Source organism: Paenibacillus sp. D9 (assembly GCF_001188365.1).
Lineage (GTDB): Bacteria > Bacillota > Bacilli > Paenibacillales > Paenibacillaceae > Paenibacillus_O > Paenibacillus_O humicus.
Map to the genome: position 1 here is coordinate 3,336,180 of NZ_JZEJ01000001.1, position 15,595 is coordinate 3,351,774.

General features: G+C 57.0%; 13 protein-coding genes. 3 read left to right on the forward strand and 10 right to left on the reverse strand.

Features of this window, described 5'->3' with window-relative positions; all coding sequences use genetic code 11:
- The first annotated feature begins 165 nt into the window (after window positions 1-165).
- A complete protein-coding gene (locus VE23_RS15055; protein WP_021878612.1) occupies window positions 166-1,755 on the forward strand; it encodes an S-layer homology domain-containing protein in 1,590 nt (529 codons plus the stop codon).
- A gap of 282 nt (window positions 1,756-2,037) precedes the next feature.
- Here VE23_RS15055 and VE23_RS15060 read toward each other — a convergent pair whose 3' ends face one another.
- The 5 genes from VE23_RS15060 to VE23_RS15085 form a co-directional block, all read right to left on the reverse strand.
- The gene (locus VE23_RS15060) at window positions 2,038-3,702 is read right to left on the reverse strand and encodes a glutamine--tRNA ligase/YqeY domain fusion protein (RefSeq protein ID WP_049868424.1); all 1,665 of its coding nucleotides are present in this window, start codon (window positions 3,700-3,702) and stop codon (window positions 2,038-2,040) included.
- A gap of 309 nt (window positions 3,703-4,011) precedes the next feature.
- Window positions 4,012-4,548, reverse strand: coding sequence for a glutathione peroxidase (locus tag VE23_RS15065; protein ID WP_048748135.1), 537 nt, complete (start codon window positions 4,546-4,548; stop codon window positions 4,012-4,014).
- Window positions 4,535-5,014, reverse strand: a complete 480-nt coding sequence (locus VE23_RS15070; protein ID WP_048748145.1) for a MarR family winged helix-turn-helix transcriptional regulator — start codon at window positions 5,012-5,014, stop codon at window positions 4,535-4,537. Before VE23_RS15070 ends, VE23_RS15065 begins: the two co-directional genes overlap by 14 nt.
- A 379-nt stretch (window positions 5,015-5,393) precedes the next feature.
- The gene (locus VE23_RS15075) at window positions 5,394-5,891 is read right to left on the reverse strand and encodes a CcdC family protein (protein ID WP_048748136.1); all 498 of its coding nucleotides are present in this window, start codon (window positions 5,889-5,891) and stop codon (window positions 5,394-5,396) included.
- A 228-nt stretch (window positions 5,892-6,119) separates the two neighbouring features.
- Window positions 6,120-6,653 carry a type 1 glutamine amidotransferase domain-containing protein gene (locus VE23_RS15085; protein WP_048748138.1) on the reverse strand — a complete coding sequence of 178 codons (534 nt, stop codon included), beginning with the start codon at window positions 6,651-6,653 and terminating at the stop codon, window positions 6,120-6,122.
- A 336-nt stretch (window positions 6,654-6,989) separates the two neighbouring features.
- On the opposite strand from VE23_RS15085, the gene VE23_RS15090 reads away from it, so the two are divergent.
- Window positions 6,990-8,768: a PdaC/SigV domain-containing protein gene (locus tag VE23_RS15090; RefSeq protein WP_049868425.1), complete on the forward strand. Its 1,779-nt coding sequence runs from the start codon at window positions 6,990-6,992 to the stop codon at window positions 8,766-8,768.
- Between the two features lie 179 nt (window positions 8,769-8,947).
- Here the strand turns inward: VE23_RS15090 and VE23_RS15095 are convergent, their stop codons facing one another.
- The 5 genes from VE23_RS15095 to cls form a co-directional block, all read right to left on the reverse strand.
- Complete coding sequence (locus VE23_RS15095; protein WP_332310172.1) at window positions 8,948-9,415, reverse strand: DUF2188 domain-containing protein; 468 nt, start codon at window positions 9,413-9,415, stop codon at window positions 8,948-8,950.
- Window positions 9,416-9,441: 26 nt separating this feature from the next.
- The gene (locus VE23_RS15100; protein WP_049868426.1) at window positions 9,442-9,984 is read right to left on the reverse strand and encodes a general stress protein; all 543 of its coding nucleotides are present in this window, start codon (window positions 9,982-9,984) and stop codon (window positions 9,442-9,444) included.
- A 122-nt stretch (window positions 9,985-10,106) separates the two neighbouring features.
- On the reverse strand, window positions 10,107-12,194 hold the full coding sequence (locus VE23_RS15105) for an ATP-binding protein (protein ID WP_049868427.1): 2,088 nt from the start codon (window positions 12,192-12,194) through the stop codon (window positions 10,107-10,109).
- 13 nt (window positions 12,195-12,207) lie between these two features.
- Window positions 12,208-13,266, reverse strand: a complete 1,059-nt coding sequence (locus VE23_RS15110) for a cobalamin B12-binding domain-containing protein (RefSeq protein WP_021878622.1) — start codon at window positions 13,264-13,266, stop codon at window positions 12,208-12,210.
- A gap of 101 nt (window positions 13,267-13,367) precedes the next feature.
- The gene (cls, locus tag VE23_RS15115; RefSeq protein WP_021878623.1) at window positions 13,368-14,813 is read right to left on the reverse strand and encodes a cardiolipin synthase; all 1,446 of its coding nucleotides are present in this window, start codon (window positions 14,811-14,813) and stop codon (window positions 13,368-13,370) included.
- 299 nt (window positions 14,814-15,112) lie between these two features.
- Between cls and rpiA the strand changes: the two genes are divergently transcribed.
- Window positions 15,113-15,595: ribose 5-phosphate isomerase A (rpiA, locus tag VE23_RS15120; protein ID WP_232316965.1), on the forward strand; the 483-nt coding region annotated here is incomplete at its 3' end.

A 15,595-nucleotide genomic window follows, 5' to 3' on the forward strand; every position in this document is an offset into this window, starting at 1 on the left:
AATTCCATATATGCCCTTTACTTTACTTGGGATTTGTGATTAAATACCTTCTATCGTCACAATTAACAATATCTCAACAATTATAGACATTTTTCTCATTCTCGAAACTTTACGATTTAATAGGCGTATTACAAAACGTCTCTTGAAAGGAGGTGAAATACAAAAATGAAAAAGCTTGTTACAAAGAAAACAGCAGCTCTGCTCGTTTTCATGATGGTAGTATCGGCTCTGTCGCCGATTCTGGCCTTCGCAGCTTCTGGATTCCAATCCGCTTCCTCGTATTACAACCAAGTTACGGCTTCGGTATACGTAGATGCGGATACATATGCGGCTAAGAGCGTCTACATCGACGGTCAAAACCGTATCGCCATCCAGGTCTACGCTGCAGGCTCGACGGTACCTACAACGGTATATGCAACTTACAGTACATACACCGACGGTAAGTACTACTACAATCTGGACGAATCCGTGGCCTACTCCACTTACTACACTCTGCAGTACTCCGACAAGAGCGCTGATAATGGTGTCGTAAGCAAACTGGTCTACAACGGCTACACACCAGGCGGCGGCTTCCCGGGAGGATTCTTCCCTCCGGTAACCGGCGGTGACCTGGTAGGTGCTGACGGCAAAGTCAACCGTGAACAGCTGATCGCTCTTCTTGCGGCAAATGCCGATGCCAAGATCAAAACGACTCTTGACACCGTGTACCTGCCTGCTGACGCTCTGCTGAACGGCAAAACGCTGACCATCTACAACGATGCAGGCGTATCCATCACGCTTCCTCTTTCCGCTCTGAAACTGGCAGATCTCGCTAAATCCCTCGGGGTTGAGCTGAAGGATCTGGTTATCCGCGTGGAAATGAAGAAACTGACGGGCGAAGCAGCTGACGCTGTTTCGAATGCTGTGAAAGCTCTGGGCGCTACGCAACTGGCCGATTCTTACGACTTCCGTGTCGTAGCAATGGGCGGTGGCAAAGAAGTGGCTATCGAGAAGTTCGGACAACTCGTATCCCGTACGATTCCTCTGACTTCCGCAGCTACCGCAACGGCAGCGGGCGTTATGTTCAACCCGACTGCGAAAGAGCTGAGCTTCGTGCCTAGCACCTTCGCAACGGCTGACAACAAAACGATCGCTACGCTGAAGCGTGACGGTGCTTCCATCTACACCGTCGTTCAAGGCAAAACAGTTCGTTTCAACGACACGTTGAATCACTGGGCCAAGAACGACATCGCGACTCTGTCCGAGAAGCTGATCGTTGAAGGCACAGGCAAAAACCTGTTCGAGCCTAAACGCAGCATCACTCGTGCGGAATTCGCAGCGCTGGTCGTCCGTTCGCTGGGCGCAGTTCCTGTAACGTCTTCGACCTACACGTTCAAAGACGTTCAATCTTCCAAATGGTACGCTGGCACGGTAGCTACGGCTGCTGAGCTGGGTCTGGTCATCGGAGATGAAAAAGGAAACTTCAACCCGAACAGCCCGATCACGCGTAAAGAGATCGCTGCTATCGTCGTTCGCGCGGCGGAGTATGCCGGTAAATCCCTGAAGCTGTCCGATGCGGAAGCAAACGCAGCTCTGGCTGGATATACCGACGTTGCGAATCTCCAATGGGCTAAAGCTGAGGTTGCTGCAGCTGTCAAAGCCGGTCTGGTAAAAGGACAATCCGCGACGAAAATCGCTGGAAACTCCTTCGCCAACCGTGCCGAGGCAACGACACTGATCGCACGCTACCTGCCTATCTCTGGTCTGACGAACTAATCCTTCTTTATACCAGTAGAAAGAGCGGTCCTTCGGGGCCGCTCTTTTGGTTTTCTGACCGTTTTGTCGGAGTGCTATCCGTGTGGACGGAGACTACCGATTCTCTTATGAGATTGATCTCCTTCTCTAGGAAAGAATCAGTAACGGCAGCACGCCTCCCCCCAGAGGTCTCTTTCATTCACATGCCCAATCATTCCAACGGCAAGCAAAAAGAGTCGTTTTGCAAGGTGTCCGAGGACGCCCACGCAAACGACTCTTTTAATAGAAGCAATAGATCTCTTATCAGCCCTTAGTCGGATCAAACGAGCTCTTCAGCGAAACGACCCGGTTGAATACCGGCTTGCCCGGATCGGACAGCTTGGGATCGACATTGTAGTAGCCATGGCGGAAAAATTGGAACTTGTCGCCCGCTGCGGCTTCCTTCATTCCCGGCTCGACGAAGCCGTTCAGAATGTCCAGCGAGTTCGGGTTCAAGCATTCCATGAACGGCTTGCCGGTCTCCTCGGCTTCGCTCGTAATCAGCGGCTCGAAGTGGCGGAACTCGGTCGCTACAGCATGAGTCGCTTCGACCCAATGCAGCGTGCCTTTGACCTTGCGTCCGGTAAAGCCGGTTCCGCTCTTGGTCTCCGGATCGTAAGTGCAGCGGAGCTCGACCACATTGCCGGCTTCATCCTTGACGACCTCTTCGCACTTGATGAAGTAGGCATGCTTCAAGCGAACCTCGTTGCCAGGGAACAGCCGGAAATATTTGCTCGGCGGATTTTCCATGAAATCGTCCTGCTCGATATAAATTTCGCGCGAGAATGGAATCTGCCGGGTTCCCATTTCTTCGTTCTCGTTGTTGTTCTCGGCCTCGAGCCATTCCACTTGGCCTTCGGGATAGTTTGTGATCGTCACTTTGAGAGGCCGAACGACCGCCATCGTACGAGGAGCCTTCAGCTTGAGATCCTCACGAATAAAATGATCCAGCATTTGCTCGTCAACCATGCTGTTGGCTTTGGATACGCCAATTTCACGGCAGAACGTGCGGATCGCTTCAGGCGTGAAGCCTTTGCGGCGGAGCGCGCTGATCGTCGGCATCCGGGGATCGTCCCAGCCGTCAACGGCGCCTTCTTCTACAAGCTGCTTGAGCTTGCGCTTGCTCATAACCGTATTGGTCAGATTCAGGCGACCGAATTCGTACTGGCGAGGGCGGGCTTCCATTTCGCAGTTCTCGATGGTCCAATCATACAGCGGGCGATGATCCTCGAACTCAAGCGTACAGATCGAATGCGTAATGCCCTCGATCGCGTCACCGAGCGGATGAGCATAATCATACATCGGGTAAATGCACCAAGCATCCCCTGTCCGGTGATGATGGGAATGGGAGATCCGGTACAGGACAGGATCGCGAAGCGTAATATTCGGCGAGCTCATATCGATCTTGGCACGCAGCACGCGAGCTCCGTTAGGGAATTCTCCCGCACGCATCCTGGCGAACAAATCGAGGTTTTCCTCAACGCTTCGATCGCGGTAGGGACTGTTCTTGCCGGGCTCCGTCAGAGTTCCGCGAAGCTCGCGCATTTGCTCCGGAGTGGAGTCGTCCACATACGCCAGCCCTTTGCGGATCAAGAGGACGGCGCGTTCATAGAACTCCTCGAAATAATCGGATGCGAATCGCAGCTCTTCCCATTCAAAGCCGAGCCAGCGGACATCCTCCTGAATAGATTCCACGAATTCCGTATCTTCCTTGACCGGATTCGTATCGTCGAAACGAAGATTCGTGCGGCCCTTGAACTCATCCGCGAGCTCAAAGTTGAGACAAATCGATTTGGCATGTCCGATATGCAAATAGCCGTTCGGCTCGGGAGGAAACCGGGTTGCGACTTGCTGCGTGCGGCCGCTCTCCACGTCGTCGACGACAATAGCGCGAATGAAATTAGAAACCGGAGGATTCTTAGGATCCATGCGACCACAACCTCTCTGATAAATTGTATCCTACCATTCTACACAAAATACGGCTTGAATATAAGGGGGATCCTGCAAGAAAAGCCGACAGCCCGGCGCAGTCCTTCTGCATCGTTCTGTCGGCTTATGAGCAGGGCTCCGCTGCTGCATCGTTCTGTCGGCTTATGAGCAGGGCTCCCCTTTAACATCCGTTGAAAGAGTACGGCTCTCGCCCTTCACACCCTAATAGGATCCTTAGAGACCGAATTGGAGAAAAGGCTTGTTAGAGTTGCAGCTATATCTACACGAAAAGGCTGCCCGAGCCAGTCTCTAGAGAAGCTTCTCGATGTCCGCCGCGATATCTTGAGGAAGCACATTCGGCTCGAAGCGTTTCACGATCGATCCATCCCTGGCCACCAGGAACTTGGTGAAGTTCCACTTCACATCGTTGCTTTCGAGCTGTTCCGGCTGGAACATGCCCTGGAATTTCTGTCCGCTCGGAGAAGAGTCGAAGCCTTGGAATGGGGCGTCGGAGACCAGCTGCTTGAACAGCGGATGCGCAGCATCGCCATTGACGTCGGTCTTCGCGAACAGCGGGAAGCTGACGCCGTAGTTCAGCTGGCAGAAGCTATCGATTTCTTCGCTGCTGCCCGGCTCCTGGCCCGCGAATTGGTTGCTCGGGAAACCGAGAATTTCCAGGCCTTGATCCTTGTATTTGTTATATAAAGCCTGAAGCCCTTCATATTGCGGCGTAAGGCCGCATTTGCTGGCCGTATTGACGATCAGAAGCACCTTGCCCGTGTAGTCGGAAAGCTCGCTCTTGTCCCCTTTGATCGTCTCAAGCGTGTAGTTGTCAATCTTCGCCATGTTCCGAATCCTCCTCATAATGGTGTTGGATAACGGCGTTCAGCTGCTGCAGCTGCAGCCTGAGCGCTTCAAGATCGCGAAGCTCCATGCCTGTGACCTCGCACAGCTTCCGCGGAATGCTGCCGGCCTTTGCCCGCATGGCTTGTCCTGCCTCCGTCAGATTCACCCTCAGCATCCGCTCGTCGGCTCGATCCCGCACCCGGTTCACCAGGCCCATCGACTCGAGCTTTTTAAGCAGCGGCGTCAGCGTGCCGGAGTCCAGGTACAACCGGCTTCCCAGCGATTTGACCGGTTCCCCGTCCCTTTCCCATAGAGCCAACAACGTGACATACTGCGTATACGTGAGGCCTAGTTCTTGCAGGAGAGGACGGTATAACCGGGTTACTTCCTTGGAGCAGGCATACAGCGCAAAACAAAGCTGATGATCCAACTGGAGAAGCGAATGATCGCCCTGCTCGCCGGGCATCGCGGTCTGGTCATGGTGGGAATCCAGCAAGGGATCGACTCCTTCCGCAACTATATTGCATACAATTAAATTGGATGATACTAACTTAGCACATCCCTAAGCGCACTGTCAAACGATCCCGATCGCATCTCTTCGCTATGTAGACCCGCCTCGGTCCCAAATAGCGGAGGCTCCTTCATCGAATATTCGGTTGCTGGATAAGGATCGCCGCCACTGTAGAAGAAGCTGCCTGCACCTGCAACCGAAAACCGAATCGTCCGGACACATGCTAGCGGCCCAACTCCATGCCTTCCGCAGGAACAAAACTCCCCCGCCGGAAACCCGGCGAGGGAGAGATGCGCAGAAGCCGCCTGATGCGGAAGGCTCGATTGATTCTGCTTCAGGACTGAAGCGAGGAAGCCCGGCTTCGCTGCAGACGCCTGAACTTCGAGGCCATCGCCAGCCGCCATGGCACCAGCATGCCGAATGCCAGCAGGAAGAACAAGGACGCCGTCTGCATGACCGTCACATACTGCTCCACGAAGTCATGGAGGACCAGACGGATGGCAAGCAAAATCAGGATAATGAAGAAAAAAGCTTTCGAGCGGCGAAGATAAACGTCATCTCCGACAAACTCCATCTTGGAGGTGGTGATCAGCGGCGCCGCGAAAAACAGCGCCCCTGCCGCGAAGGCAGCCAATCCCCACAGCCACGGAATATGAGTCTGCGGCACGACGAACATGAGAAAGCCCGTGGACATGCCTAGAGGTGGAATCAATATTTTGCGCATGGTTGTCGGTTTCCGGGTAGAACGCACCCGCAGGACGATAACGGCGAGTCCGCCGATCAGCGGAATCAGCAGCGACCATAGCGACGATGGTTGGATATTCAGGTTCATCGGAGATCGACACTCCCAAGGAGAAGATGCCGGCTTTTTGCCGGCGGGGCTTTCCATCTAATGGACGAAGCCGCTTTCTTCATCCTACTTGAATTCGGATGACAACGCAAATCCGCCAACTCGCCAAAAAACCGCCGGATGAGCAGCTGAGACTGCTTCTTCGGCGGCATGGCTTTGGACGCCGGAAACGCTGCGTTTCCGCTCATTTCCATCCGGCATATCCCTTCCTTATCGGGATGCTTGGGGCAAGCCTTTTTTAATCTGCTCCAGCGTTTCCCGGATAAAGGCAGGCTCGTCCTTCGGCGTTCGGGAAGAAATGAAATTGCGGTCCACGACAACCTCTTGATCCACATAATGAGCGCCTGCATTGGCCAAGTCGTCACGCAGCGGCGGGTAGCAGGTCAGCGTGCGCCCTTTGGCCAGACCCGCGCTGATCAGAATCTGAGGTCCGTGGCAGATCGCGGCAATCGTCTTGCCTTCCTCATCGAATTTCTGCACGAATTTTTGAATGTCGTGATCGTTGCGAAGAGCTTCAGGAGATGATCCTCCCGGAATCACAACGGCCTGGTAGTCGGAAGCATCGGCGTCTTGAATGCCGAGATCGGTCGTATACTCCGCTTTTTTCTGCTTGCCCTCAAGCTTCTCGCCGGCCTTGAGGCCGATAATCACCGTCTCGTGACCATCCGCGCGGATAGCGTCATACGGTGCTTTCATCTCGCTGTCCTCGAATTGCGGTCCAAGCAGGAATGCGATTTTCGCCATCATAATCCTCTCCTTTGCTGTCGGTCAGTCGAATATAAGTTATATTACCCGTTGGCCCGGAAGCTCAACCTGAACTTTCAGCAGCGAGGCGGGAACGGCTTTTCGCTCAAGCAAAGAAAGATCAAGGGCTTGTCAGGACTATTCTCCCAACGATAGTTCGACAGATCCCTTCAGCATTTGATTCTCTTTTTGCCCCATTCGAGAAGGAATTCCAAGCTTCTCCATGGAATGGGAAGAGAACGTTACCCGTTTGTAACCTTCGCGCCGTCAGAACGGTCTAGTATACAGAATGAAATCGACCTCTGCTGCCAGAGGCTTATAGATGGAGGAAACAACATGGCGAAACGCAACGAATCGAAAAAGCGAATCCAAGCTTTGCTCCTCGGCTTGACCGGCGCTGCCCTGCTCAGCACGGCCTCTCTGCCCTCCGCTCATGCATCCGCTTTGGCGCCTGGACAAGCTCGCGTCTCCGTCGGCCCGGCCGCCTATGCCTCCCTGCCCGCTTCAACGCAGGCTAAAGCGGTTAGCGTCTCGGTCACCGCCAAAAAAATCGTTCAATCGACATCGGCTTTGAAAGCCGTTCTGTTCGTTCCCGTCGTCTCCGGGCTCAAGGACGCCTCCTACCAGAAATCGCTCAATGAAAAGATGGAGCGCACGGCCATGGCGGACTTGGATGCCGTGAAGAAGCAGGCCGCCTCCGGCCTGGCCGCAGCGAAAAAAGCCGGCAATGAGTTCCATCCTTATGAAATCAAGCTGCAATATTCCGCTGGCTTATCCGGAACGGGTACGGACAGTGCCATTGTTTCCCTCAAGCTCAATACCTACATCTTTGCGGGTGGAGCGCACGGCATTTCCAGGATTGACACCTACAACGTCAAGAACGCCGGCTCCGCTTCAGCCGTCACCTTGAAGATGCTGTTCGGGGACTCTTACCCGGCGGCAATCAACACGGAGATCAAGCGGCAGATCGCCCGGAACGCGAATGGTTATTTCAAGGACGCTTTCACCGGCGTGGCGGCGGATCAGTCCTTCTATATCAAGGACGGCAGCGCACAGATCGTCTTCCAGCCTTACGAGATCGCTCCTTATGCGGCTGGAATTCCCGTGTTCGCGGTTCCGCTCCCGGCCTCATCCAAACCGATTCCTGCCGCCTCCGTCCAGGTAGATGCCAAACCGGTCCGTACGGAGGACGAGTTGTATAAAGCCGACATCGATGTTCCCGTCCTGAGCGGGCTGCTCGATGCCAAGTTCCAGGAGGAATGGAATGCGCAGATGGAGCAGGCTGCGGCCAAAGAGCTGGACTCGCTGAAAAAGGCGGCCGCCGAGCGCAAAAAAGCGAACCCAACGAGCTTCATCCCTTCCGAGATCAAGACGACCTTCGAAGTCGCCTCGGACGGTTCGCCGGCTGCCGGTGGAATGGTCTCTATTAAAATGAGCACGTACACCTACGAAGGCGGAGCGAACGGGGATACGCATGTAAGCGCGGCGACCTTCCGAAACGCCTCGCAAGCTTCGCCCGTGACGCTGGCGGCATTGTTCGGCAGCCATTACGAGAGCGAGGTCGGGGCGGCCGTTCAGGCTGCGATCTCCAAGGACAAAGAGAATTACTTTGCCGATGATGACGGCTTCAGAGGCGTGACGGCGGACAGCGTGTTCTACGTGAAAGCCCAGGACGTCTATGTCGTCTTCCAGCAGGGTGAAATCGCTCCCCGCGCGAGCGGCAATCCGGAGTTCAAAATTCCTCTTCCCACCCACGGCGAGGATTCAAAACCTCTGCAGGTCATCGTCGGCAGCAAGGCTTTGAGCGGCGTCCAGGCTGTCCCCAACAAGGACGGGGTTGCGATCGTACCGGTAAGGGATGCGGCCGAAGCGCTCGGCTACAAGCTGAAATGGGATAAGCGCACCTCGACGCTCGAGCTCAGCAAAGGCAGCCAATGGACTGCCGTCACGATCGGCAGCGACTCCTACACCTACAACAAGATGGCCCCGGTCGCGCTCGGAGCCGCTCCGTCCTACGACAGCAAAGGCCGGATGACGGTGCCGCTGGCCTTCTTCACGGAAATCCTCCATGCCAAAGCAAGCTACGGGGACGACAGCGTCACCCTGCAGAAGTAGCAAATCCCCCTTTGCAGACCTAGCGGTCGGCGAAGGGGGATCTGCTTTTAATCCTACTCAGGAGGACTCATTTCAAGCCGCTTTAACGGACTTTCATTTCAATTCGCTTCAAGTGGACGGTCACATCCATCCGCAGAAGCGGCATGGCCTGGAGCCCTGCGCTCCAGCACCCTGCCCGCTCAGGAGTAGTTATGGGATGTCTCCACCGTTCCGTCGGCCCGATGGACGATGGCGCTGCCGCCGCGGTCGGAAGCCGATTTCCTGGCGGCCTCCACCGCCTCTGCCTTGGTGGAATAGGTGTCGCCTTTGTCCGCGCCGGCATCCTTCACCATCCATTCCCCGTCGTGAGGAACGACATGCTGGATGGAGCCTCCGGTTTCGCTGCCGCGCTGTCCGGAACGGCCTTTCGCATCCGAATCCTTCTCCCGGCCGTCGCGCTCTTCGGATTTTTCCGCATGTCCGCCTCCGCCGCCGGGATGCTCCTCCGCCCATTTCTCCGCCTGAGAAGTGGCGATGGCAATCGCCCGGCCCTCCTCGTATCCATCCTTCAGCAGCGCGTTGGCGATCTCCACCGCTTTGTCCCGCACCCGCTTGTCGAGATTTTTCATCGACGGCGGATAATCGTTTTTAGCCCATGGCATCATCATGCACCTCCGCTTGAAAAATAGTCGATCTAAACGATCGTGACGTCTCCCGCACCCGGACGTCCCGGATCGTTGCCGGCATCAAGCTTATGGGTGCGGATCGCTCCGGCGCGCTCCATGATGCCCAGGATGTCTCTTGCATCATGCCGGTCGCCTTCCGCAAACACGAGAATGCGGCCGTCCTTCACCTCGTTCTGGAACCGCTCCGCTTCGCTCTCCGGGAATCCCATCCCGACCAGTCCGCCGACGATGCCGAGCGTGCTGGCTCCGACGGCAGCGCCGCTGATCGCGGCGACGATCGGCCCGGCAGCGAGCAGAGGCCCGATCCCGGGAATCGCCAGCGCTCCAAGACCCGCGAGCAGGCCGACCGCCCCGCCCGCCAGCCCTCCCGTCGTCACGCCGGCGGCAATGCCTTCCGGAGCCATCGTTCCCGATTCGTCCATCATGCCCTCGTAGCGTTCCTTGTCCTGGGTAAGCACCGACAGCTCGTCCCGCTTGAAGCCGGATGCCTGAAGCTCCTCGATTGCTCGAAGAGCATGATCGTCATCGCGGAATACTCCCGCATATCTTATCGTCTCGTCGCTCGCCTCCGATTTTTCTGCCCGGTTTCCCTATCGGCCGGACGGGAATTAGGATGTCTTCTTCGTCCTTCTTACCCGGAGCGGAGGAGGCGGAATCGGGATCGGGCGGAAAATCAGGCTTCGAGCAGCTCCCGGATCTCCCGGCAAGAAGCCTCCAGCAGCCCTTCAAGGCGCTCCGCTTCAGGTCCGTAGCTGCCGGCGGAATATCTCGCCTTCTGCTCCAGATCGCCTGCAAGGCGGGCAAGCGCGACAAAGCCGATGCTCAAGGAAGCGGATTTGATATGGTGGGACAGGAGCTCCACCTGCTCATGGTTTTCTTCAGCGGCAGCCCGCCTCAGCTGCTCGACCTTGGCGGGTGTGTCCTGCTCGAACAGAAGCACGAGCTCCAGCAGCATGCCGACATCGTCGCCGCTCCACGGAAGAGGAGCGATGTCCGCCAGAGTATCCACGCTGACGAGCTTCGGTTCGTCCGGCGCCGTGTTCGGCGGGGCGAGCGGGCGATGTCCCATCGCGTCGGGCAGCCAGCGGAGCAGAATGCCCGCCAGCTTCTCCAGCGTCACCGGCTTGGCCAGGTAATCGTTCATCCCTGCGCTGATCGAGCGGTCGCGGTCGCCGATCATGGCGTTCGCCGTGAGCGCGATGATCGGCACTGCCGCCATCTCCTCGCGGGCTTCGAGCTTGCGGATTCGGCCTGCCGCCTGGAAGCCGTCCAGCAGCGGCATCTGGTTGTCCATGAGGATGAGGCGCGGCTCATGCTTCTTCCACAGCTCCACCGCCTCCTCGCCATTGCCTGCCGCAATGACGTTGCTGAAGCCGAGCTTGCGCAGCTGCAGCATCGTCACATGCTGATTGACCGGATTGTCCTCCGCCAGCAGGATTACGGTCGCGGTGTCCTTGCCGGCAAGCCCGTCGACGGCCGTCGGCCGTCCCGCCGAATCCGCTGAGCCGCGCTGCTGCTCCTGCTGCTGGAGCTCGACCTCGACCCAGAACTCCGAGCCCTCGCCCAAACGGCTGTCGACCCCGATCTGGCCTCCCATCATTTCAACGAGATGTTTCGTGATCGATAAGCCGAGACCCGTGCTGGAGAACTTGTTCGTCAAGGAGCTGTCGACCTGGTAGAAGGGCGTGAACAGTCTCCTGGCATTCTCCTCCGATATGCCGATTCCGGTATCCCGGATCTCGATGCGGATCTTCTGGCGCCCGCCGCTGCGGGAAAGCAGGTAGAGACGCACTTCGATTTCACCGTCCTGGGTGAACTTGACGGCATTGCCGACCAGATTGATCAGCACCTGCCGGAAGCGGCCGGCGTCCCCGACGACAGGCGTATGGATGCGCGGATCGATATAACAGCGCAGGGAGTCCTGCTGCAGCTGCGCTCTGGACTGCAGCAGCTGCATCGTGTGCTCCAGCGCGGCGCGCAGGTCGAACGGCGCCGTTTCGAGCTTCATTTCTCCCGCCTCGATCTTGGACAGATCAAGAATGTCGTTGATGATGGTGAGCAGCAGCTGCCCGGAGTCCATGATGATGGATACCGACTCCCGCTGCTGCTCGGACATCTCCGACTGGGAAAGCAGCTCGCTCATGGCGATGATTCCGTTCATCGGAGAGCGGATCTCATGGCTCATCGTAGCCAGGAACACGCTCTTCGAGCGGTCGGCGTTCTCGGCGTTCTCCTTGGCCTGCTTCAGCTCGATGTTCGTTTTGGCCAGCTGGCGCTGCAAGGAGACGAGCTCATTGTTCAGGGCGGAGAACTCGTCGAACGTTCTCATCTCCTGCTCCATCTTCTCTACGATCTGATTGGAGAGCTTCTTGATCGTGTCGCGAAGCGTCACCATCTGCTGGTTGTTGATCTTCATCAGCTCATCGTAAAAGAACGAATACCCCGGGTTGTACGTGGAGCCGACGACGAGCAGATGGTCGTCGAAAACGCCCCCGTTGAAATAAAAAAGAACCGGCCTGTCTTCCAGGGTCAGGTTCAATTCCCAATTGAAAATCGCCTTTTCCTGATCAAGCCGGTTTAGAAAGTCGTGAAATTTGAGAGCGTTCATTTCGTCCATCACGGAAATCACATGGCCGCCCCCGCTCAAGCGAGCGGAAATGCCATAGTCGTCTCTGATGATGGTCGAAATTCTTCCTGTGCGGCTGCAGAGAAGGGTGATGTCCTTCTGGTCCGTCTTCGGAGCCGCATTGATGCTGTCCATGAACTCACCGCCTTCATCGTTTCGTCAGCTCTCCTGCCTTGAGCACGGATTCCTCCGCGTCGCGTCCATATCCGTCCGCGCCTACTTTCTCCCATAATTCAGGGTCGATATTGAATGGAAACCCTCCGACAAGGATCCGAATCCCGTCGCATTCGGGATCGCGCCGCACCTCGGCGATCAGTTCTTTGACCAGCCCGACGTGATAGGTCATCGTGCAGGAGATGGCCAGCACATCGGCTCCGTACTCCTTGAGGGACCGGATCAGAGGCCCGATCGGCATGTTGGCTCCGACGTAGTACGTATCCCATCCGTTCAGCTCGAAGATATCCGTCACCATGCGCAGTCCGATCTCGTGCAGCTCTCCGCCGACACAGGCCGCGACCAGCTTCTTTCCCTTGCGGGAATGATGGAACAGATAGGGAAACAATTGCGACATGATCAGCTGGGTGGCGGCGCTGCAGTAATGCTCCTGGGCTACCGTCAGCCTGCCGAGCTGCCAGAGCCTGCCGATTTCGTATTGCGACTTCTGGAAAATCTCCAGGTAGATCGTCTGAAGCGGCATCCCGCCGTCGACAAGCCCCATGATGAGGCGGCTGGCTCCGCTCCGGTCTCCTTGCAAAAGCATGGATAAGTAAGCCCGCGCTTCGTCGGCTGCGGCGCTGCTGTCCAGATGGGAGTCCGTCAGCTCCGCATCGGTGTCCAGCTGCCTCAGAGCAGCATCGATATAGGGAGAGACGAGCTCGTAGTCGCGTTTCTCCAGGTGTTTGCCCAGAACGTTTTGAAGACAAAGCATATTGATGTACAGGTCCTCCGTGGAAACCTTATATTGAATCAGCAGCACCCGAAGCCAGGTCATATAGCTGGAGAACAGCAGCGGACTCTGGAGGCTCACGCTTTCGACCAGATACTTCAGGCTGTAGCGGGTGTCCTCAAGCGTCTTCTCGTGGCCGATCCGGCCAAAGCGCTCCGCCAGACCGGGCTGCCTCTCGTACTGAAGCCTTACGATTTCCTCCGCCAAAAAGCTCTCGCCATCGAGGATGGCTCTGCTCGCTTGCGCAGCGTCAACGGACATCGGTCATCACTCTCCTTGGGTGTGGATAGGGTCGGAGCGGCGGGCCAGCGACCTCTATTATACCACACTCGGCTGGATGGCCTTTTCAAAGCATCCAGTTTCTACAAAATGGGAGAAAGCAGCCGGCTGACCGATTCCTTGAATTTGTGCCAGGCGGAACGGGAATCGTAGTCTTCCAGGGAAAGCTCCTTGCAGTGCAGCAGATCGTCCTGGAAAATGCGCTGAAGCCGCTGCGCCGTCGCGGAATCATAGATGAAGGCGTTGACCTCGAAGTTGAGCTTGAAGCTGCGGATATCGATGTTGGCCGTGCCGACAGAGGCGATATTGCCGTCAACGACAAGGGTTTTGGCATGCAGGAAGCCGTTGCCGTACTGATAGCATTTCACCCCGGCGGACAGCAGCTCCCCGAAATAGGAATGCGACGCCCAGTAGACGAAGAAGTGGTCCGGCTTGTTCGGCAGCATGACCTTGACGTCCACGCCGGATATCGCGGCCATCTTGAGGGCGTTGAGCAGGCTGTCGTCCGGGACGAAATACGGAGTCTGGAGCATGACCGATATCTTCGCCGCGTTGATCATCTTGATGTAGCCGTTCTTGATATGCTGCCATTCCGAGTCCGGTCCGCTGGAGACGATCTGCATGCCGACGGTACCCCCCGATGCAGGGGCCGGATAGTAGCGGGAGTCCGTCATGAAAGGCTTGGAGGAGGCGAGGCTCCAGTCCAGCAGGAACCGGCCTTGCAGCTGGGCGACGACGCTGCCTTCGAGGCGCAGATGGGTATCCCGCCAGAAGCCGAATTTCTTCACCTTGCCGACATACTCGTCGCCGATGTTGAAGCCGCCGATGTAGCCGATTTTGCCGTCGATGACGACAATCTTCCGATGGTTGCGGTAGTTCAGCCTCGGGTTGATGAAGAAGATGCGGGACGGGAAAAACGCTCCGACCTGCCCTCCGGCCTTCACGAGCATGCGGAGGTACTTCTTGTTGAGGCGGATGCTCCCGATATCGTCGTAGATCAGCCTCACCTCCACCCCTTGCTCGGCCTTGCGGATAAGCGTGTGCAGGATGCGCTTGCCGAGTTTGTCCGCCCGGATGATGTAGTACATCAGATGGATATGCTCCTGCGCCGCTTCCAAGTCCCGCAGCAGGGCATCGAATTTGGTCTCGCCGTCCGTGAACACCTCGACCTCGTTGTCCTGCGTGTACAGCGAATCGCTCGACACCAGGTTCATGTAGATCATATCCTGGTAATACGTCATGAGCGGGTCATTGAACGAATAAAGCCCGTTCTCGACGATCCGCTGCTGCGTCTTGAGCCGCTGGCGGGCCGCTTTCAGCTGGCTCAGCTTGAACTTGTAGATTTTGCGGCGGCTCAGGTTCTGTCCGAGGAGCAGATACAGGACGAATCCGACACCCGGCAGGAAATAGAGAATCATCAGCCAAGCCCATGTGGCCGCGATATTCCGCCGCTCGAGGAAGATGACGGTGACGGCCAGAATCAGGTTGAGAATATAAAATACGGAGTAGGCTTGCTGAAAATAATGCAACTCGGCACCTGCCCATCTATGAAATCGCTTTGCTTGTCAGCTTCAGTATACCAGACTTTCCGCATCCTTTTTCCATTGATTAGGGCGATCTCCATGCAAGGCCCGCCTTTCATTGACAATGCCGGGCATACGGTCTATTGTGCGGAGAAGAGCGCAAGCGTCTCCCCTGCCGCCCCTTCCGGGGCGGCGGATGACGGCGCCGAACAGGCGGCCGCCGCATCCGGGAGCGCGGTGGATGTAAGCCAGCGAATATGAGAACGATGCCGCATCGGCGGCATCCAGCCATGGGAGGCAGGATCATGAACCACAAGCAGGCGGCCGGGGAAAAAGCGGCCGGGGAAGTAAACAGCGGCATGAAGGTCGGGCTCGGCACCGGCTCGACCGTCTACTACACGATTTTGGAGCTCGGAAGACGCGTCAAGGAAGAGGGCCTGGAAATCATCGGCGTGCCGACCTCCGAAGCGACGGACAAGCTCGCCCGCGAGCTCGGCATTCCGCTCGGCGAGCTGTCCGAGCTTGAGCCGCTCGACCTGACGATCGACGGCGCCGACGAGGTGAACGGAACGCTCGATCTCATCAAGGGCGGGGGCGGAGCCCATTTCCGCGAGAAGATGGTGGCGGCTGCCTCCAGGAGGCTCGTCATCGTCGCCGACGAGTCGAAGGTCGTACCGGAGCTCGGACCTTTCCGGCTGCCTGTGGAGGTCGTGCCCTACGGCTGGAAGTCCACCCGGAAGCGCGTCGAGGAGACCGGCTGCTCGGCGGTGCGCCGGGAACGCGGCGGC

Coding starts and splice junctions, on each gene's coding strand:
- VE23_RS15095 (WP_332310172.1), bottom strand. CDS start 9,415: ATGATGATGCCATGGGCTAAAAACGATTATCCGCCGTCGATGAAAAAT.
- VE23_RS15060 (WP_049868424.1), bottom strand. CDS start 3,702: ATGGATCCTAAGAATCCTCCGGTTTCTAATTTCATTCGCGCTATTGTC.
- VE23_RS15110 (WP_021878622.1), bottom strand. CDS start 13,266: ATGTCCGTTGACGCTGCGCAAGCGAGCAGAGCCATCCTCGATGGCGAG.
- VE23_RS15065 (WP_048748135.1), bottom strand. CDS start 4,548: ATGGCGAAGATTGACAACTACACGCTTGAGACGATCAAAGGGGACAAG.
- VE23_RS15085 (WP_048748138.1), bottom strand. CDS start 6,653: ATGGCGAAAATCGCATTCCTGCTTGGACCGCAATTCGAGGACAGCGAG.
- VE23_RS15090 (WP_049868425.1), top strand. CDS start 6,990: ATGGCGAAACGCAACGAATCGAAAAAGCGAATCCAAGCTTTGCTCCTC.
- VE23_RS15070 (WP_048748145.1), bottom strand. CDS start 5,014: ATGCCCGGCGAGCAGGGCGATCATTCGCTTCTCCAGTTGGATCATCAG.
- VE23_RS15105 (WP_049868427.1), bottom strand. CDS start 12,194: ATGGACAGCATCAATGCGGCTCCGAAGACGGACCAGAAGGACATCACC.
- VE23_RS15055 (WP_021878612.1), top strand. CDS start 166: ATGAAAAAGCTTGTTACAAAGAAAACAGCAGCTCTGCTCGTTTTCATG.
- VE23_RS15075 (WP_048748136.1), bottom strand. CDS start 5,891: ATGAACCTGAATATCCAACCATCGTCGCTATGGTCGCTGCTGATTCCG.